This window comes from Rickettsia africae ESF-5 (genome assembly GCF_000023005.1).
GTDB classification, from domain to species: domain Bacteria; phylum Pseudomonadota; class Alphaproteobacteria; order Rickettsiales; family Rickettsiaceae; genus Rickettsia; species Rickettsia rickettsii.
In genome coordinates this window covers 362389-380429 of record NC_012633.1, presented here as the reverse complement: position 1 = coordinate 380429, position 18041 = coordinate 362389, and the positions used below count along the sequence as shown (strand labels likewise).

The following is an 18041-nucleotide window of genomic DNA, read 5'->3' as shown; positions in this document are numbered from 1 at the left end:
CCTCGCAATGACGACTTTAGGCATAACAACACAAAAAAATAAAAAACATGAAACCACCAATAACAGACAAACAAAATTACAGCTTTGAAGTTCACGAAGCAACAATAAACGATGATTATCACTGGCTGCGTGATCCTAAGTGGCCAAATGTAGAAGACTCTAAAATTTTAGATTATTTAAAAGCTGAGAATCAATATACCGAAAATTTCTTTGCCGATCTGCAAAATGATAAGGAAAAGATTTTTAAAGAATTAAAAGGACGGGTTAAATTAGACGATGAATCGGTTTATGTTAAGAACAAAGATTATTACTATTACCATAGAGTAGAGGAGAATAAAAATTATCCGATATATTGCAGAAAGCATAATAATATGGAATCAGCAGAAGAAGTAATATTAGATGTCAACCTTCTTGCTCCAAATAGCAGTTTTACTGATGTTGCTACAGTTGCAATGTCACCTGATCACAATTTAATGGCTTATAGTGTTAATTTTACAGGTAATGAACAATACAATATCAAAATATACAACCTTAAAGAACAAAAATACTTACCTGATGAATTAGGCAATGTACAGCTAAATCTCGATCACTTCAGACAAGATGAATTTCAGGACAAGCCTGCGAAACGTACAAATGTACGTGAGCATAGGCGAATGCCGCAAAATTCGCTTGTATCAAGCGATCGAGATTTAGCTGTAGCTCCTACTATAATTTGGCATGAACACTTAAACGGCTTTTTCTATATTACTATTAATGAGAATCAACGCTGGGATAAGGTAATGTTTCACCGTCTAGGTGAAGAGGTCACTCAGGATAAATTAATATTCGAGGTCAAAAACCCTCTTCATTTTATCAGCTGCAAGAAATCAGCAAGTCATGAATATATTTTTATAAATTCAGGCGATCATAATGAAAATGAAATTTACGTAATTTCTATGCAGGATGATAGTTTTACGCCTAAATTAGTACGAACTGCAGAAAACAAAATATTCTATGAAATAGAATATAATGGCGATTATTTTTATATTAAAACTAATTATAAAGCTAAAAATTTCCATGTTATAAAACTGCCGGTAAATAATTTTGAAAATACTAGCTGGGATGATTGGGATGATATTTATATTAAGGAAGAACAAGACAAATATTTAAAAAGCTTTAATGTTACAAATAATTATTTAATCTTAAACTATCGTGACCAAGGTTTACCGCTAATTAAAATAAAGCGATTTAAAGATTTACAAGAAAATACAATTTATTTTCCCGACGAAAGTTTCCAAGCAAGTAGTTTTTCTACAAACTTTGAGGAAGACGATATCAGAATAGATTACTCTTCTCTAGCAAGACCCAATACCACTTATAGTTACGATTTTAATAGCGATAAATTAACGATATTAAAGAGCTACGAAATACCTTCAGGCTTTAACCCGGAGGAGTATAAAGTAGAGAGAATATTTGCAGATAATGAAGATGTAAAAGTACCTATAACCTTGTTTTATAAAAAATCTTTATTTAAAAAAGACGGTTCAAATCCTTTATATCTAATGGGTTACGGTGCTTATGGCATCGCTATGCCCGTCAATTTTAGAAATACAGCAGTGACACTTGCCGATCGCGGTTTTATTTACGCAGTTGCTCATATTAGAGGTGGCGATGATCTAGGTCATGATTGGTATGAAGCTGCTAAGTTTTTAACCAAAAAAAGAACATTTGAAGACTTCATAGCCTGTAGTAGAGCTTTAATTAACAAGCAATATACAAGTAACAACAATATAGTAATAATGGGCGGTAGTGCCGGCGGTATGTTAATCGGTTACATACTCAACGAAAAACCGGAAATCTATAGAGCAGCAATCGCGCATGTACCGTTTGTTGATGTTTTGAGTACCATGCTTGACGAAAGCTTACCGTTAACTCTCTTGGAATATAATGAGTGGGGTAATCCAAAAGAGAAAGAATATTTTGAATATATTAAATCATATTCCCCTTATGATAACGTAAAAGCACAAAACTACCCTGCTCTATTCGTTACTTGCGGTATATCCGACCCACGTGTAGGTTACTGGGAACCTGCTAAATGGGTAGCAAAATTACGAGCACTAAAAATGGACAATAATCCCTTATTATTAAAAACAAATATGGATACGGGACATAAAGGTTCTGCCGGTCGTTTTGATTATCTGAAAGAGATAGCTGACGAATTAGTATTTATTTTTAAGGTGTTTGATGTTGAGGTTTAGTTAGCAGATTTGTGGCTGGAATCCTGTTATGTCATTCCTGCGCAAGCAGGAAGCCAGGAACAAGCGCAATAAATTGAGCTTTTAAAAAGCTTTAAAGTACTGGATTCCTGCTTGCGCAGGAATGACATACAACACCTCTACTGAATACAAAAACAATGCATAAAAATTATCTAGAACAATTACAAAAATTACCGATTACTTTAATTTTACTAATTAGCTTAATTTGCTGTATTGGTTTCATTGTGCTTTATTCTGCAGCAAATAGTAATTTGCAGCCCTGGGCTTATAAACAAATTATAAATTTTTGTATATTCTTGCCTTTAGCTATTATTATTGCATTAATTGATTTACGCATAATATTTAGGTTATCGTATATCTTTTATTTGTGCGTACTCGCTTTACTAGTAGCCGTGGAGCTTTTCGGCTCAACTGCCATGGGCGGTAAAAGATGGATTGATATCGGTATAGTTAAGCTTCAACCTTCCGAACCGATAAAAATCGCCGTTGTACTAATGCTTGCTAGATATTTCCATTCACTAACAATTGATGATCTTACAAAATTTCATAAAGTTATTATACCCATTATAGGAGTTTTAATACCGGCTTTTCTAATAATTAGAGAACCAGATTTAGGTACGGGAATGATTGTTTTAATTGTTTCGGCAATTATATTTTTTGCGGCAGGTCTTAGAATAAAATATTTTATAATACTAGGTCTTGCTGCTTTTATTAGCCTACCTATTGCTTGGAATATGATGTATGATTATCAAAAAAAACGGGTAATGGTTTTTTTAGATCCCGAACATGATCCGCTCGGTGCTAGTTATAATATTATTCAGTCTAAAATCGCTATAGGTTCAGGTAGCCTATTTGGACGCGGTTTAAATCAAGGTAGCCAAAGCCATTTGGATTTTCTTCCCGAACATCAAACTGACTTTATCTTTGCTACCTTCGCTGAAGAGTTCGGCTTTATAGGAGGAATGTTTTTACTAATATTATATTTTGCACTTATAACTATTTCTTTATTAATTGCCGCAAATTGCCGAGAAATTTTTAGTAAATTAATGGTAATAGGTATTACTTCAATCTTATTTATTCACGTATTTATTAATATAGCTATGGTTATGGGCTTGCTTCCCGTAGTAGGCGTACCGCTACCGTTTATTTCTTACGGCGGAACAATGATCGCATCCATGTTAATCGGCTTTGGGCTTGTGATGAATGCTCAGGTACACAGACATACTGCTTTAAACTAGTGCAATTATATTGACAAAATGGATAACATAAATAATAAGTTGCACTTCACTTTCTGATTTTCGTATAAAGCGAAATTTCCTATTGACTTTTATATAACACAGTATAAATTTCTTTACAATTTAATTTTTTATAAAGAATTTATGCTCGGCTATGAGAAAGCACAAACAAGTTTAAATAGAGAACCAAAACAAGCATGAGGTATTTTGTCTATTGGCACTTTTCTTGAATATTTTGATTTATATTTATATGTACATATGGCAGCAGTGCTTCTTAACGAACTTTTCCTCAAGCTGATCCTCAAACTGCTCTAATCTATGAAGCAGCTGCATTATGTTCAACATATGTATTTAGACCGATAGGAGCATTAATCTTTGGTTGGCTTGGTGATAATATAGGAAGAAAATCAACTATAATAATAACTACTTTGCTTATGACTATAGCTTGTTTTATTATGGCAAATCTTCAGCTTATGATGAAAAATTGTAGCTACATGGGTTATGATAGCATGCCATATGGCACAAGGCATATCCTCAATGGGGTAAGTAATAGGAGCAGATGTATATTTAACTAAATTTATTAAACCACCTGTACAATATCCAACTGTAGCAACTTTAGATAGTTTTTGTATATTAGGTGGTTTTGGAGCATTATGCTTAGCTTCTTTAGTTACTTCATTTGGTTTTAGTTGGCGTATAGCTTTTTTAATCGGTGCTGGAATCACTATAGTAGGAGTCATCGGGAGAACTTCGCTTAGAGAGACACCGGAGTTTGTGGATGCTAAACGATATTTAAGAAAAACTTTAGAACAAGCTAATATTGATCCTAAGAAGATAAAAGTAATATTAAAACTATTATAGTGTTTTTTTTATTAGATTGTACAGGTCCTGTAGCATTTTATGTATCATATATTTATTGTGCTAATATATTAAAAATACTGTGAATTATAGCCCTGCAGAAATTATTCATCAAAATTTATTTGTAGCACAGTTTAATTAATTGTTGTTTTATTTCATGTGCCTCTATATACACAACAATTTTTACAACACTCATTAAACTTTCCTCATTTTTTCAGGTGATTTAGCACCTAAAGTTTGTAAATTATACATTCTGTCAAAGAACTTTATTAATATTGTATCATATCTTTTTTGTCTAACTAGCAAATTCAGACCTTTCTCACTACTTATTTTTCCGTAAGGTTTTATTCTAGTTAAACCCTCTACGTGCTTTGCTACTTCCGGTCCAATAGTTATTACTTCTTCAGTCACTGCTATATCTTCAATAGTATCATGCAGTAAAACAGCTTGCAGCATAATAGCATTATAAAGCTTAGGAGCTTCTTCGGCTACAAACTCTGCGAGCATAATCGCTATTTCAATCGGGTGAGAATAATAAGGATCGCCTAATTGACGTATTTGTAAATCGTGATACTTGCGAGCGTAGTAGATACCTTTTTTAACTTCTTCTATATCAACAGGATTTTTTACTTTAGCATTTAAATATTCGATGTTGTCTAATAGTTTTTGAGCGTAAACGCAAGTAATTTAGTTATAAACTCCTCTACACTTACTATTTTGCTTGCTGAATTATTGGTTGTAAATATTTCATAGTTTCTATCTTCAAATATTATCTTGCCTTCTATTCCTGGTGCTTTACTAACCGATACCGTAAAAGTAAAATTATATTTCTTTATACCATTTAAAATAAACTTACGCTCAACTCATTTATCACACCGCTTTTTAATATGCCTTTACATATTTCTTTTAAAAAGATTTGCGTTTCGCTTATATTCGGTAATTCGTTAAAACTCGCAATAAACCATTTTATTACTTCAGGATTTTTACTTTTTTCATATTCTTGAGTGATGTAATCGGTTATTGTGTGTAGAGTAGTTTTGGCGTCTATTTCTAAATATAAATCCTTATCAAAATTTTGAGTTCTATGTAGATCAATTATTTTTATTAACCTATGAACTTGTTTATAACTAGCTTTATCAAATGATCTTACATTTATTATATTAATTAAACTTACAGCAACTGCATACTTAGCATATCTGTCAACATAAGGGTCACTGAGTATATCTTTGAACACTTTAAATGCTTCTTCTACCGGTTTTACCTTTCCTAATTCAACTAAACTTAAAGCAGACTCGGATTTGTCAGAATTACTAAATAAATTTTTCAGTATTTTAGATGCGTCATGTGATATATTGGGGTTTATTTGTATTATCCAACCTAGGATTTTGGCGATTGTGAATTCAATATAATTACTAGGGTTATTAAGTAGTGTATTCAATATTTTTAATGTCTCTTGGGCTAAACTAGGATTTATACGTACTGTTTCAGTTAAACTCCAAATAACTACAATAATGTTAAACTTGGTACAATATATATTAACTATAAGCTTACAACAGCCGTAGCCTTAATATAAATATTAGAATCATTTAGTAGATCTTGCAATGTATTTAAAGCTTATTGTTTCATACATTACACTTAGCATTTCAGTTAAGCTTCTCGAGTAGCTTGATATAAAATTTCATTATTAGGGTTACCAAATAGTTATTCTGATTTTAAACATTGCACAGTATCAAATTTGACATAATTAGGCATTACGGATTAGTGTTTTCAATATGTTCAATGCTTCTTTTACTAAACTAGGCTTTGCCTTTACTATTTCAACTAAAACTGAAACTGCCTCGAACTTGAAATTTTCTATAGGATCATTAAATAATTCTTGCAGTGCATTAAATGCCTTGGGTGCTATATTAGGTGTTGTATTTACTATCTTAACTAAGCTTTTAGTAACTAAGTATTTGTTGTATAATTTTTTTTACCTGATTTAATATTTTTATATCTAAATTAGGCATAATATTAATTATTTCAATCAATATTATATTTACATATTCATTTAATACCTTTTTATTTAATAACGGTATTATTTTTTTTTAACTTTCCTGTAATACTGTCTTATCTATCGTCTCATCTAATATTTGGGCTAATTTTTGTAATTGTTCATCTTTAATTTCTAATAGGCTTGTTAACTTCTTATAAATTTTTGTTTTACTGCCCCATTCATTTCTTATTTGCTAATCCTGTGATGATTCCTATAACTTTTTTAAATTCTTGAGGGTCAGTTTTTTTATTTTGTAATTTTTCATTTACTGTTTTAACAATCGCTTCCGATAAATAACCACTGTCTATTATATGTTGTTCCCAACCTGTAATATCTTTTAGCACAACTTCATCTATTAAATTTTGTATTTGTTTTAAATTCGGTATTCTACTAAAATTTCCTGTTAATGTTGCTTTGAGCTAATAAATGCATTAAGAGTATAATCTTTCTTTCAATCCCTAACTCTAATATCCTATCCACATTACATGTTACAGCTTTCCAAAATATTTCTATTAACTCTTGATTATTTTCATTACTTACCATCCCTGCTAGAAACTTCAGAGTCATTAGATATTTCGGATCGTTTCGATGCGCACCTATAAAATTTGCTGCTTTATATTTTGTGTTGTTATCTGCTAACTGATTTTTTAAATAACATGCAGCTAGATATTCTTGAAATGTTAAATGAATAAATTGAAAATTTTGCCCTTCTATTCTTAATATCCCTTGTTCTATAACTTCGTCTATATCTAATATATCTTTCTTGCTTTCTACTACTTTGTTCTCTACTCACTTCCCTGTTGCAACAAACGACTCATAAGCTATTTGCTCTAAAAAACTCATTTTGTTTTTTAAGTGATTATTAGCTTCAGTTTTATTTTTATATTTAAGTCTTTTATATAGTGAAATAATAATTTGTTTTTTTTGAAATTTATCCCTTATTTCTTGATCGCTCCAAATCAAACATATTAATGCAGTATTGATAGGAACTGCACATATTTCTTTTATTTGGCCATGAGTATCCAAAAAGATTTTTAATGGTGTTCCAAGCTCTTTTTATCATACTCAAAATTTTTATGTACATATTGCTCTATTCCCTCACTATCCCAGCCTTGTATTGTCTACTTTCTGCTCAAATCTGTTGCTCATTTCTTCTATAACCGCATTAGGCCTAGAACTCATTACGATATTTTTATACTGAAATACCGAATCCATAATATCTCGGTCATCACGATTACTCTGTGATAAAAACGCTACCTCATCATAACCATCCAGTAGTAATAATATCCTATCTTTATCTTGTATGCTTTTTATATCTTCAAGTTTTATATCGTTAGAATCTAAACAATAATGGACAAAACAACTTAGTATATCGTCATCTATATTAGTACCATAACGTACTGTCCAGTTTAACAATTCCTTTAACCTGATTCTAAATACATAATCAAATTTGTTGTTCCATAGTTTTTCTTTTCCCCTTATAAGATAGATAATGCATTAACGTGGTTTTACCTATTCCTGCACTATCGAGTAACAATACTTTACCTATATCAACTTGCATTCTGTTTATTTTCTCAACTATATTTTTTATTTCTGAGGTACTTTTATTAGTTAGATTTCTGCGAAGTATCGCAAACTTATTTTCTTCATTTAGTGATTTAGCTATATTATCAATTTTTTCTTCTTGAACTTGATAATTTTTATCAAACAACTCCCTTATCTTTTTTCCGTATCTATGGCTTTAAAAATATTCTCTATTTCTGCCGGTGATGAGACAGAAGTAGATTTCGGTACGTGGGCTAGTCCTTTTGTCGGCAATAGTCCTCAAAAGACACAAAATAATCTAAGCGGTTATAAATATAACTCAACCAGCAGTACTGTCGGTTTTGATAGTTGAATAGGCGATGATTTCTTACTTGGCGTTGCTAGTGCATGGCAAACGAACTCTTACGACTAATATGGCACTGAGATTAGGTAAATATTTTCACACTTCAGCCCAGTTATGGATTAATTTACAAGCAAGATATGATTTAAAATTAGCCTAGCGTAATGAATGGCCTCATATTAAAATCGTATTCGTACTATGGAAGCAACAAGAAAAGCTAGTTGATCATTTCCTAGCAACGGCAAAAGATTCAGGATGTCTTATGGCAATATCGATATCCTGCATAAATCTTATTCTTATGCTGTCGCTTGTACCAAGTGCATAAGGGTTAACTAACACATCTAATACTCCCCATTGCCCGACATAAAATATTAAATAATACTTTTTATCACGGAGTAATACATTATAAAAAAGGCAACAAATACTACCCTCATATTTACAAGCCTATTGTTACTAAAGAATTATAGAACAAATAGAAAAAGTTTTTGCATCAATGTATATTGAACCTGATTTATTGAGCAAAATAATTAAAAGTGTTAAAGAATCGGCAAAATATGAAAAAGATTATTATAACACAAGAATAACAGAATGAAATAAAGAGCTTATCAGTGTAAAAAATAGCCTTGATAAGCTTAGAAGTAAACTTTTAGAAGGTATATTTACAAATGAAGAATACGAAGAAGATAAATATAAATTAACAACACGTCGTGATAAAGTAATGTTAGAGATAGCAGAGCATAATAAAGGTGATGATTGTTTTACGGACAAAATGATAGATGTACTAAATTTAGTTGCCAATGCACATCAATATTTTGTTTTGTCGAATGCTGAGGGAAAAAGACACCTAATAAAAACTGTGTTTTCAATTAAATTAACAGGCAAAAAGCTTGACTTTATGCTGCATTCGCCGTTTGATTCATTCGTAAAGTTGTCAAAAATTGAGGAATGGCTCCCCGGGCCGGACTCGAACCAGCGACCGAACGGTTAACAGCCGTTTGCTCTACCACTAAGCTACCGAGGAACATTAGAAGCATCTGGAAGATTCAGATACTTCCTTATAACAAATCTTTATTATAACGTCTAGCATTTTCTTTATATAAAATAAAAAAGTTTTATTCATCACCTATTTTTAAAGCTGCAATAAACGCAGATTGCGGAATTTCGATATTACCGTACTGTCTCATTCTCTTTTTACCTGCTTTTTGTTTCTCAAGTAATTTACGTTTACGACTTATATCACCGCCGTAACATTTAGATAAAACATCTTTACGTAGGGCTTTAATAGTCTCACGAGCTATAATACGACTACCTATACTTGCTTGAATTGCTATATCAATCTGCTGTCTCGGTATTAAATCCTTTAACCTTACGCATAATGCCCTCCCCCTTTGCTCGGCACGTGAGCGGTGTACGATTGTGGATAGTGCATCAACCACCTCTGCGTTAACCAAAATCCCAAGCTTAACAAGTTCGGAAGGTTCATAAACATCCATTTGCCATTCAAAACTTGCATAACCTTTAGAACAGCTTTTTAAACGATCGTAGAAATCGTAAACTATCTCATTTAGCGGTAATTTATAAATTATTTTAGCCCTATTTGCTATATAGCTATGATCAAGCTGCATCCCTCTCTTTTCCGTACAAAGCGATAGTACCGCACCTAAAAACTCATCAGGTACCATTATAGTTGCCTTAATCCAAGGCTCTTCCATTGATTCGATTTTTTGTAAATTAGGCAAATCTGCTGGGTTATGTATCTCTAAGTTCTCACCGTCCTGCATATGAATTTTATACACCACGCTTGGAGCGGTAGTGATTAAATCTAAATCGAATTCCCTACTTAAACGTTCTTGGATTATCTCTAAATGTAACAGCCCTAAAAAGCCGCATCTAAAACCTACTCCGAGTGCCGAAGAGCTTTCCATTTCATACTCAAAACTAGCATCATTAAGGCGTAATTTAGCCAGTGAATCCTTTAAATGCTCAAATTCCGAGCTATCCGTTGGATAAAGACCACAAAACACTACGGGTAAGTTTGGTTTAAAACCCGGTAGAGCTTGCTCACAAGGCTTTTTTTCATCAGTGATCGTATCCCCAACTTTACAATCCGCTACTTGCTTTATAGCCGCAGTAAAGAAGCCGATTTCGCCTGCATGCAGAACATCCGAAATATGTTTTTTCGGAGTAAAATAGCCAACATTCTCAACGGTATAAACTGAGTTAGTAGCCATCATTTTAATACGCATATTCTTACGTAAGTAGCCATCAATAACACGTACTAAAATAACCACGCCAAGATATTGGTCATACCAACTATCAACAAGCAAAGCTTTCAAAATATCAGAACTACTTTCTTTTGGCGGAGGTAATTTATTTACTATAGCCTCTAAAACTAAATCAATCCCTATACCGCTTTTAGCAGAGATTAGCACAGCATCACTTGTATCGATTCCGATTATATCCTCTATTTGCTGCTTAACCTGTTCAGGTTCTGACGCCGGTAGGTCAAGCTTGTTAAGCACCAGTACAATCTCATGATCATTCTCGATTGCTTGGTAAACATTGGCAAGCGTTTGTGCTGCTACGCCTTGCGTACTATCAACTACCAATAACGAGCCTTCACAAGCAGCAAGTGACCTACTAACTTCATAAGCAAAATCGACATGCCCGGGAGTGTCCATTAGATTCAAATAGTAGGTGTTACCGTCTTTAGCTTTATATACAAGCCGCACGGTTTGTGCCTTAATAGTTATACCTCTCTCTTTTTCAATATCCATCGAATCTAGCACTTGCTGGCTCATTTCCCTAGCCTGCAAGCCGCCACAATGTTCAATTAACCTATCGGCTAACGTAGATTTACCGTGATCAATATGGGCGATTATTGAGAAGTTCCTTATATATTTTTGATGATTCATAATTATTGTGATATAATTTGCATTTGTTTATTGTCTGTTATCCCGCGATCAAGTCGCAGAATGACACTAAACCACGATAATATATAAACAAAATCAAAATTTATAACAGGAAAAAATAATGCGAACTGAAATAGAAAATTATGTAAAAAAAATTGAGCAGTCTTTAGAACTACTTTGGAGGTCACTTGACGTTGAAGCATCAACTGAAAGACTGAACGCGTTAGAAGAGTTAACAGCCGATCCTAGTTTATGGAATGATCAGGCTAATGCTCAAAAATTACTGCGAGAAAAAAGTAATCTAGAAGAAAAACTAAACGCTTTTAATAAACTCAAATCCAATTTAAAAGATGCTTTAGAACTTGAAGAAATGGCTGAAGCCGAAAACGATTTAGAAACACTTTCACAAATTGAACAGGACTTAAAAAATTTAAGCATCATTGCTGCCAAATTTGAAACGGAATGTTTGTTTTCAGGTGAAGCAGACGGTAATAATTGCTTTTTAGAGATTAATGCTGGAGCCGGGGGAACTGAAAGCCATGACTGGGCATCTATTATGATGCGTATGTATTTGCGTTTTGCCGAAAGACTCGGCTTTAAAACCGAAATAATCAATATGATTAACGGCGAAGAGGCAGGCATTAAATCATGCACGATTAGGATAATAGGAAAGCGTGCCTACGGCTGGTTTAAGACCGAAACTGGCGTTCACAGATTAGTGCGTATTTCTCCGTTTAATGCAGCCGGTAAAAGAATGACTAGCTTTGCAAGTAGCTGGGTATATCCCGAAATTGATGATAATATAGCAATTACTATTGAGGATAAAGATTTAAGAATCGATACTTTTAGAGCATCGGGAGCCGGCGGGCAGCACGTTAATACTACCGATTCAGCTGTACGTATCACTCATATACCGACCGGTACGGTAACACAATGCCAAAGCGATAGATCACAGCATAAAAATAAAGCTCAAGCTATGAAAATGCTTCAAGCCAAACTCTATGAGCTTGAAATGCAAAAACGTACCGATAGCGTTAACGAGCAGAATGCCACTAAAACCGATAATAGCTGGGGACATCAAATTAGATCATATGTTTTGCAACCTTATCACATGGTAAAAGATTTACGTACTGATTATGAAACTTCCGATACTAAAGGAGTGCTTGACGGTGACCTTGAAGAATTTGTTTCCGCAAACCTTGCTATGAATGTGGGTGGTAAGAAGTAGTGAAAATCAATGAGCAATACTTTAAGTAATGAATCATATACTAATTTAATTAAAAATTTAAAACAAGACATTAGCAAAGCTCGTATTAGAACCCATTTAGCAGCAAATAAAGAATTGATAGTTCTTTATTAGCATATAGGAAAATTAATTTTAGAACGTCAGAATAAAGAAAAATGAGGATCAAAAGTGATTCAAAATATTTCTGATGATTTGCGTAAAGAATTTCCTAAAATGAAAGGATTATCATATTAAAACCTTTCTTATATATGCGTCAGTTTTTTGCAGAATATAATAATAACCAAATTCTCCAACAGGCGGTTGGAGAAATCCCATGGAGTCATAATATGATTATTTTTTCAAAACTAAAAAATATAAATCAAAGAATTTGGTATGCACAACAAACCATCGAAAATGGTTGGTCAAGAAATGTATTATCTTTGCAAATTAAAAGTAATTTACATGAAAGGTCAGCGAAAAAGGTATAAATAACTTTTCCAATACTTTACCTGAGCTACAGTCCGATTTAGCCAGGTCGATTATAAAAGAACCGTATAACTTAGAATTTTTAGATATTCAAGGTAAAATAATAGAACGAGATTTAGAAAATAAATTGATAGATAATATTAAAAACTTTTTATTAGAGTTAGGACAAGGTTTTGCATTTGTTGGCAATCAGTATCATATAGAACTTGAGGGAGAAGATTATTATTTGGATTTAGTTTTTTATCACATAAAACTCAAATGCTATGTATGTTGTTATTGAATTAAAAACCGGCAAGTTTAAGCCGGAATATGCCGGTAAACTAAATTTTTATCTTAATTTAATGGAACGCACAATTAAAGAGATAATTCGGACAATCCTACAATTGGATTAATTTTGTGCGAAGAAAAACAAGGTATTACTGTAGAATACGCTATAGAAGGCATCCAAAAACCAATAGGAGTATCACAATTTAAGCTTACAGCAACATTACCTAAAAAGCTTGAAAAATTCCTGCCTACCCCTCAAGATCTAGCAAAGCTAAAAAGCAAATAAATTACTAAAAGTTATTTTTCTTGATACCATGGTCAAGCCTTGGTATGACCTCTTCATATTTCAACCTTATGATTTTTATCGCAACATGAAAAACTAGAAAAACTTTACTACTGCTATTTCTATATTTATTATAGCTATAGCCTCGGTTCTAGGATTTCAGAGTTATCAAAAATTTACTCAAAATAAACATTTTGAGTAGGTAATAACCGTAAATAATTTAGAGTTTGATCCTGCTAATGAAAAAATCCGCAAGACATTCTTATATCACAATACCTATCAATTCCGATACTCAAAATATAGAGGCTGCAGATAAAGAGGACGGATATAATAGGATGAGGCTTGGCATAGATAGAGATTTCAAGAGAAGTAGCAAATAAAAAACTTGATAAGCAAATATCTAGCCTAACATATGAAGAATTGCAAAAATATGGACCGATGATTTTGTTTAACGGCGGAGCGTATGATAATAAATTACTACAAGAAGCGCTTGATAAAAATATTATTACCGATTATCCAAAAGAAAATTTTTATATTTTTACGCTGCCGGAATACCAAACCAATACCGGCGCGGACAATTTAACACTCTATATAAAGAGCATGAAAACGGTAATATTGACTTAAGTAATACCGAAATTGCTATTGTTACTCATGCTTATCATTTTCCGCGTGTTAATCGATATTTTGATAACAAACCGAATTTTGACTTCTTCTTTATTCATAACACTAAACCTATAATTTTCTTAGTCGATCGAAAATTTGAAACCATAGGAGTAGATAATGAACTAAAGCATGAGCTAATAAAACTACCTAACTATATATAGAGAAAGGTTTTGTTTCAGCAAAATTAGCAATGCTTGATTAATTAATGACTATCTCTCTTGCTTCTTGTTCTTTAATCTCAATACGAGGTAGAATAATAGTAAGTATTCCATTCTTAAGGCTTGAAGAGATATTTGCCTGATCTACATCTTCATATAATGATATTACATAATTAAAATTTTTATTCATATAATTATCTGAATAATCAGCTTTATTTTTTTCTTCTATATTCCCTGTAATAAATAATTTATTACCGTTTACTTTAACCTTAATTTGACTTTTATCAAAGCCAGGTACTTCCATAACAATAATATACTGCTTATCTTTAGTAATAAAATTGCTTTTTATGCTATTAGATTCATAAAGCGGCAATCTATTTTTAAATAAATTATCAATATTTGTAATTTGATTATCTATTAAATCTGCTACCTGACGCAGTGGCGTTGCATTACCGGCATCATAATTCTTATTAGCTATTGCAATATTACTAGATAAAATCATAGCTGCTATAGACGGAATATATAATCTTACGCTCTTTAACATAAAACCACCATTAATTTTGTTAGTTATATACTTAAATATATAAAATTATCTATTTAAAATTCAAGTCTTATATTTCCATAATTTGCTGAAAGTACGCTGCCCAAAATAAAAACTAATAATCTCCGCAAAAATAGTTTGATCTTCTATGCTCCATAATATATCTAGATATTCAACTAGCAGAGCAGAACTTTTTAATGATTTATATTGAACATATTTAACTCCTCCATACATTGCAAAAAAGCTATAGGCAAGCACGGGTCTTACCGAGCCATTTAAAGCATCAACCCAACTAACACCTGATTTATAAGTGGAGTAAAGAGAATATTACTCCGCCATTTCTTGTGATATGGTAAGCTCTGTAAAAGTTTTAGACTGATTAAGTTTTTGTTATTAGCAATTTGACGGTCTAAAATATTTATCTCGTGTTTTTTGTCGTTAATATCTTTATATATTTTCAAAATTTCAGGAATTATTGAACTCATAAATCCTGTTATCGCCACAAGTAAAGTAATCATAAATACCTATCTATATAAATTTTAGGATAAGTATAGCAAAGATAAGTCATTATACTAAGAAAGAGGCAAAAAGGGGCAGCATGGACTGATTATTTATGTCATTTCTGCGAAAGCAGGAATCTAGTTTTTTAATCTAATTATATACTAAATTTTTATATAGTTTGCTGTGTTTTTATCATTTTTTACTGGATTCCTGCTTTCGCAGAAATGACATTGAACATGTTTAATGATCCATGCAACAACGCCAATAATAGGAAAACTGCTCCACTCAACAATTACTTTAAATTAGACCAAATGCGGTTTTTTGCAATATAGAAAAAGATAGTAAATACCGCTAAAAACATCATAACTTTAAGACCCATAGATTTACGATGTTCCATTTCCGGCTCAGCTGCCCATTGTAGAAACACCACAATGTCTTGCGACATCTGCTCTACACTTGCGTTAGTACCATCCATATAGGTTACCTGCCCGTCTGTAAGCGGCGGCGGCATTGCTATTTGCTCGCCAGGGAAATAGGGATTATAATGAGTCCCCTGCATCAACTTAAAATCTGCCGGCGGTTCGGTATAGCCGGTAAGTAGCGAATATATATAATTAGCTCCGTCATGACGTGCTTTTATTATCAACGATAAATCAGGAGGATGGGCACCGTTATTAGCTGCTCTTGCTGCTTGCTCATTAGGGTAAGGAGGTACAAAACGATCAGAAGGAAGAGCGGGGCGGTCAAACATCTCACCATCATCATTAGGTCCGTCTTGTATCGTATAGCCTTTGGCAATCTCTTTTATCTCGTCATCCGAAAAGCCGATATCTTTAAGATTACGGTAATATAAATTGTTTAAACCGTGGCAGACACTACAAACTTCTTTATAGACCTGAAAACCTCTTTGTGCTGCTTCACGATTAACTGTACCAAATACGCCGTCAAACGACCATTTCATCTTTTTTGGATGTAATACTTCTTCGTTGGCTAAACTTAAGCACGAAGTTAGTAGTATGATGATAGAGATAAGTAGTTTAGTTTTCATAAATTTTTTTGAGTCGTCATTGCAAGGAAAAATTGAAAATGTTGACGAAGCAATCTCAGGAGTTTATATATTATTTTATAAGATTGTTGTGTTGAGATTTTGTCTTTCCTTCCAATTTATTCTATTAATTTAATTTTTTTGTTTCTTAAACCGGCTTTAATTTGTTTTTCTCTATTTATTGCTGAATTCATAGTTGATGAATCTCATAAAATAGCAATTTTTACTAAACTCCTTAATTGTATCATTTTTGTGTTGATATATTCTTTTTATTAAATTAAAAGTAACACCAGTATAGAGTATACCATTTTTCTTATTAGTTACTATAATATACTATTGGTTACTTCATAAATTTGTATAATACAAAAAACGTCATTGCGAGCAGCCATAGGCTGCACGGCAATCTCATGAAATAATAACAAACTCCTGAGATTGCTTCGTCAATTGCTATGCAATTTCCTCGCAATGACATCTCTTCGCAATGACTTAACTCTTACAACTCCTCCGGCAAGGGCAGCGGTTTTTCATATTTACCTATCAGCGGCAGAGCTACTAAGACATGAAAAAAGTAATAACAAGCAGCAAAACGGCTAATGGTAATATACGGCTCTTCTGCCGGCTGCCCACCTAAATAACCAAGCAATAAACAATCTGCCATAAATATCCAAAAAGCCATTCGGTATATCGGTCTATAATTGCTACTTCTAACTTTTGAAGTATCAAGCCAAGGTAGTAAAAATAACACAAATATACTTCCGAACATTAATAGCACCCCACCGAGCTTAGACGGTATGGCTCTAAGTATTGCATAAAACGGCAGAAAATACCATTCAGGGACAATGTGGGCAGGCGTAACTAACGGATTTGCTGGAATGTAATTATCAGGATGTCCTAAATAATTAGGTTCGTAAAAAATAAAATAGGCAAATATTATGAAATAAACCCCGAAACCGACAAAATCCTTTACGGTATAATAAGGGTGGAACGGAATAGTATCTTTAGGGCTTTTAACATCTATACCTTTTGGGTTATTTGAACCATGCTGATGCAAGGCCACTAAATGCAGCATCACTAAAGCAACAATAATAAACGGCAATAAATAATGCAGTGAGAAGAACCTATTTAATGTCGGGTTATCAACAGAAAAACCACCCCATAACCACGTAACTATGAATTCCCCTATTAACGGAATAGCGGAAAATAAATTAGTAATAACCGTTGCTCCCCAGTAGCTCATCTGCCCCCAAGGAAGCACGTAACCCATGAAAGCAGTAGCCATCATGGTTAGAAAAATGATGATACCGATATGCCAAAGCAGTTCTCTAGGTGCTTTATAAGAGCCGTAATACAAACCTCTTGCTATGTGTAAGTATACGGCGGCAAAAAACATCGATGCACCTACCGCATGAGTATAACGCAGTAACCAACCGTAATTCACGTTACGCATGATTCGCTCAACACTATCGAAAGCATGATCAACATGCGGAGTATAGTGCATAGCAAGTATGACGCCGGTGATTATCTGAATCACTAACGCAATACCGGCAATAGAGCCTAAATTCCACAAATAGCTAAGATTTTTCGGAGTTTGATAATGACTAAAATGCTTTAGGAATGCAAAAATAGGAAGACGATAATCTATCCATTCTATAATAGCATTAGGCTTTTTAGGGGTAATATCTTCATTCATAA

The 18041-nt window shown here is 33.0% G+C and carries 24 protein-coding genes, 1 tRNA gene and 3 pseudogenes; 12 read left to right on the top strand and 16 right to left on the bottom strand.

Features of this window, described 5'->3' with window-relative positions; genetic code table 11:
* The first annotated feature begins 47 nt into the window (after window positions 1-47).
* The 3 genes and pseudogenes from RAF_RS01960 to RAF_RS10520 all read left to right on the top strand — a co-directional run.
* Window positions 48-2237 carry a prolyl oligopeptidase family serine peptidase gene (locus RAF_RS01960; protein ID WP_012719539.1) on the top strand — a complete coding sequence of 730 codons (2190 nt, stop codon included), beginning with the start codon at window positions 48-50 and terminating at the stop codon, window positions 2235-2237.
* A gap of 155 nt (window positions 2238-2392) precedes the next feature.
* Window positions 2393-3493, top strand: coding sequence for a rod shape-determining protein RodA (rodA, locus tag RAF_RS01955; RefSeq protein ID WP_012719538.1), 1101 nt, complete (start codon window positions 2393-2395; stop codon window positions 3491-3493).
* A gap of 311 nt (window positions 3494-3804) precedes the next feature.
* Window positions 3805-3891 (top strand): annotated as a pseudogene (locus RAF_RS10520) (MFS transporter); the annotation flags it as partial.
* 6 nt (window positions 3892-3897) lie between these two features.
* Here RAF_RS10520 and RAF_RS09700 read toward each other — a convergent pair.
* The 8 genes from RAF_RS09700 to RAF_RS09230 form a co-directional block, all read right to left on the bottom strand.
* Window positions 3898-4230: a hypothetical protein gene (locus RAF_RS09700; protein WP_012719537.1), complete on the bottom strand. Its 333-nt coding sequence runs from the start codon at window positions 4228-4230 to the stop codon at window positions 3898-3900.
* A gap of 313 nt (window positions 4231-4543) precedes the next feature.
* A complete protein-coding gene (locus RAF_RS01945) occupies window positions 4544-5035 on the bottom strand; it encodes an HD domain-containing protein (protein WP_041471829.1) in 492 nt (163 codons plus the stop codon).
* A gap of 154 nt (window positions 5036-5189) precedes the next feature.
* On the bottom strand, window positions 5190-5786 hold the full coding sequence (locus RAF_RS01940; protein WP_012719535.1) for a hypothetical protein: 597 nt from the start codon (window positions 5784-5786) through the stop codon (window positions 5190-5192).
* A 776-nt stretch (window positions 5787-6562) separates the two neighbouring features.
* Window positions 6563-6727: a hypothetical protein gene (locus RAF_RS09245; RefSeq protein ID WP_200858179.1), complete on the bottom strand. Its 165-nt coding sequence runs from the start codon at window positions 6725-6727 to the stop codon at window positions 6563-6565.
* Window positions 6728-6773: 46 nt separating this feature from the next.
* Complete coding sequence (locus tag RAF_RS09240) at window positions 6774-6950, bottom strand: hypothetical protein (RefSeq protein WP_200858178.1); 177 nt, start codon at window positions 6948-6950, stop codon at window positions 6774-6776.
* Between the two features lie 222 nt (window positions 6951-7172).
* On the bottom strand, window positions 7173-7409 hold the full coding sequence (locus RAF_RS09695) for a hypothetical protein (protein ID WP_041471827.1): 237 nt from the start codon (window positions 7407-7409) through the stop codon (window positions 7173-7175).
* Window positions 7410-7484: 75 nt separating this feature from the next.
* The gene (locus tag RAF_RS09235) at window positions 7485-7799 is read right to left on the bottom strand and encodes a hypothetical protein (RefSeq protein WP_049752704.1); all 315 of its coding nucleotides are present in this window, start codon (window positions 7797-7799) and stop codon (window positions 7485-7487) included.
* Between the two features lie 28 nt (window positions 7800-7827).
* The gene (locus RAF_RS09230) at window positions 7828-8094 is read right to left on the bottom strand and encodes a hypothetical protein (protein WP_049752703.1); all 267 of its coding nucleotides are present in this window, start codon (window positions 8092-8094) and stop codon (window positions 7828-7830) included.
* A gap of 24 nt (window positions 8095-8118) precedes the next feature.
* On the opposite strand from RAF_RS09230, the gene RAF_RS01915 reads away from it, so the two are divergent.
* The gene (locus RAF_RS01915; protein WP_041472002.1) at window positions 8119-8280 is read left to right on the top strand and encodes an autotransporter outer membrane beta-barrel domain-containing protein; all 162 of its coding nucleotides are present in this window, start codon (window positions 8119-8121) and stop codon (window positions 8278-8280) included.
* A gap of 7 nt (window positions 8281-8287) precedes the next feature.
* Window positions 8288-8428, top strand: a complete 141-nt coding sequence (locus RAF_RS10700; RefSeq protein ID WP_012719534.1) for a HigA family addiction module antitoxin — start codon at window positions 8288-8290, stop codon at window positions 8426-8428.
* A 786-nt stretch (window positions 8429-9214) separates the two neighbouring features.
* Here the strand turns inward: RAF_RS10700 and RAF_RS01910 are convergent.
* Window positions 9215-9289, bottom strand: a tRNA-Asn gene (locus tag RAF_RS01910).
* 91 nt (window positions 9290-9380) lie between these two features.
* The gene (gene lepA / locus RAF_RS01905) at window positions 9381-11183 is read right to left on the bottom strand and encodes a translation elongation factor 4 (RefSeq protein ID WP_012719533.1); all 1803 of its coding nucleotides are present in this window, start codon (window positions 11181-11183) and stop codon (window positions 9381-9383) included.
* A 118-nt stretch (window positions 11184-11301) separates the two neighbouring features.
* Here lepA and prfB point away from each other — a divergent pair, with 118 nt between their 5' ends.
* From prfB to RAF_RS01885, 7 genes and pseudogenes are all read left to right on the top strand, one after another.
* Window positions 11302-12408 carry a peptide chain release factor 2 gene (gene prfB / locus RAF_RS01900; RefSeq protein WP_012719532.1) on the top strand — a complete coding sequence of 369 codons (1107 nt, stop codon included), beginning with the start codon at window positions 11302-11304 and terminating at the stop codon, window positions 12406-12408.
* 9 nt (window positions 12409-12417) lie between these two features.
* The gene (locus tag RAF_RS10290; RefSeq protein ID WP_268738932.1) at window positions 12418-12540 is read left to right on the top strand and encodes a hypothetical protein; all 123 of its coding nucleotides are present in this window, start codon (window positions 12418-12420) and stop codon (window positions 12538-12540) included.
* Window positions 12541-12674: 134 nt separating this feature from the next.
* Window positions 12675-12893, top strand: coding sequence for a DUF1016 N-terminal domain-containing protein (locus RAF_RS09690; protein WP_234943921.1), 219 nt, complete (start codon window positions 12675-12677; stop codon window positions 12891-12893).
* A pseudogene (locus RAF_RS10695) lies at window positions 12890-13102 on the top strand (PDDEXK nuclease domain-containing protein); the annotation flags it as partial. The gene RAF_RS09690 and the pseudogene RAF_RS10695, both read left to right, overlap by 4 nt.
* A 15-nt stretch (window positions 13103-13117) precedes the next feature.
* A pseudogene (locus RAF_RS10515) lies at window positions 13118-13444 on the top strand (PDDEXK nuclease domain-containing protein).
* Between the two features lie 236 nt (window positions 13445-13680).
* Window positions 13681-13821 (top strand): hypothetical protein, encoded by a 141-nt coding sequence (locus RAF_RS09225; RefSeq protein ID WP_200858177.1) that lies wholly within the window; start codon window positions 13681-13683, stop codon window positions 13819-13821.
* Between the two features lie 58 nt (window positions 13822-13879).
* Entirely contained in the window at window positions 13880-14065 is a 186-nt protein-coding gene (locus RAF_RS01885; protein WP_012150576.1) for a hypothetical protein, read from the top strand.
* Between the two features lie 237 nt (window positions 14066-14302).
* Here the strand turns inward: RAF_RS01885 and RAF_RS01880 are convergent, their stop codons facing one another.
* From RAF_RS01880 to RAF_RS01860, 6 genes are all read right to left on the bottom strand, one after another.
* On the bottom strand, window positions 14303-14806 hold the full coding sequence (locus RAF_RS01880) for an Hsp20/alpha crystallin family protein (RefSeq protein ID WP_012719531.1): 504 nt from the start codon (window positions 14804-14806) through the stop codon (window positions 14303-14305).
* 60 nt (window positions 14807-14866) lie between these two features.
* Window positions 14867-15037 (bottom strand): hypothetical protein, encoded by a 171-nt coding sequence (locus RAF_RS09220; protein WP_016769997.1) that lies wholly within the window; start codon window positions 15035-15037, stop codon window positions 14867-14869.
* 41 nt (window positions 15038-15078) lie between these two features.
* Window positions 15079-15321, bottom strand: a complete 243-nt coding sequence (locus tag RAF_RS01870; protein ID WP_234943918.1) for a hypothetical protein — start codon at window positions 15319-15321, stop codon at window positions 15079-15081.
* Window positions 15322-15596: 275 nt separating this feature from the next.
* The gene (locus RAF_RS01865) at window positions 15597-16352 is read right to left on the bottom strand and encodes a cytochrome c1 (RefSeq protein ID WP_012719530.1); all 756 of its coding nucleotides are present in this window, start codon (window positions 16350-16352) and stop codon (window positions 15597-15599) included.
* A 171-nt stretch (window positions 16353-16523) separates the two neighbouring features.
* On the bottom strand, window positions 16524-16622 hold the full coding sequence (locus tag RAF_RS09675) for a hypothetical protein (RefSeq protein ID WP_231287771.1): 99 nt from the start codon (window positions 16620-16622) through the stop codon (window positions 16524-16526).
* Between the two features lie 220 nt (window positions 16623-16842).
* Window positions 16843-18039 carry a cytochrome b gene (locus tag RAF_RS01860; protein WP_012719529.1) on the bottom strand — a complete coding sequence of 399 codons (1197 nt, stop codon included), beginning with the start codon at window positions 18037-18039 and terminating at the stop codon, window positions 16843-16845.
* Window positions 18040-18041: the final 2 nt, after the last annotated feature.

Bases quoted from the DNA above. Each gene is read 5' to 3' on its own strand.
- RAF_RS01960 (WP_012719539.1), top strand. From the start codon at position 48: ATGAAACCACCAATAACAGACAAACAAAATTACAGCTTTGAAGTTCAC.
- rodA (WP_012719538.1), top strand. From the start codon at position 2,393: ATGCATAAAAATTATCTAGAACAATTACAAAAATTACCGATTACTTTA.
- RAF_RS09700 (WP_012719537.1), bottom strand. From the start codon at position 4,230: ATGACTCCTACTATAGTGATTCCAGCACCGATTAAAAAAGCTATACGC.
- RAF_RS09240 (WP_200858178.1), bottom strand. From the start codon at position 6,950: ATGACTCTGAAGTTTCTAGCAGGGATGGTAAGTAATGAAAATAATCAA.
- RAF_RS01915 (WP_041472002.1), top strand. From the start codon at position 8,119: ATGGCTTTAAAAATATTCTCTATTTCTGCCGGTGATGAGACAGAAGTA.
- RAF_RS10700 (WP_012719534.1), top strand. From the start codon at position 8,288: ATGATTTCTTACTTGGCGTTGCTAGTGCATGGCAAACGAACTCTTACG.
- lepA (WP_012719533.1), bottom strand. From the start codon at position 11,183: ATGAATCATCAAAAATATATAAGGAACTTCTCAATAATCGCCCATATT.
- prfB (WP_012719532.1), top strand. From the start codon at position 11,302: ATGCGAACTGAAATAGAAAATTATGTAAAAAAAATTGAGCAGTCTTTA.
- RAF_RS10290 (WP_268738932.1), top strand. From the start codon at position 12,418: ATGAGCAATACTTTAAGTAATGAATCATATACTAATTTAATTAAAAAT.
- RAF_RS09690 (WP_234943921.1), top strand. From the start codon at position 12,675: ATGCGTCAGTTTTTTGCAGAATATAATAATAACCAAATTCTCCAACAG.
- RAF_RS09225 (WP_200858177.1), top strand. From the start codon at position 13,681: ATGAAAAAATCCGCAAGACATTCTTATATCACAATACCTATCAATTCC.
- RAF_RS01885 (WP_012150576.1), top strand. From the start codon at position 13,880: ATGATTTTGTTTAACGGCGGAGCGTATGATAATAAATTACTACAAGAA.
- RAF_RS01880 (WP_012719531.1), bottom strand. From the start codon at position 14,806: ATGTTAAAGAGCGTAAGATTATATATTCCGTCTATAGCAGCTATGATT.
- RAF_RS09220 (WP_016769997.1), bottom strand. From the start codon at position 15,037: ATGTATGGAGGAGTTAAATATGTTCAATATAAATCATTAAAAAGTTCT.
- RAF_RS01870 (WP_234943918.1), bottom strand. From the start codon at position 15,321: ATGATTACTTTACTTGTGGCGATAACAGGATTTATGAGTTCAATAATT.
- RAF_RS01865 (WP_012719530.1), bottom strand. From the start codon at position 16,352: ATGAAAACTAAACTACTTATCTCTATCATCATACTACTAACTTCGTGC.
- RAF_RS01860 (WP_012719529.1), bottom strand. From the start codon at position 18,039: ATGAATGAAGATATTACCCCTAAAAAGCCTAATGCTATTATAGAATGG.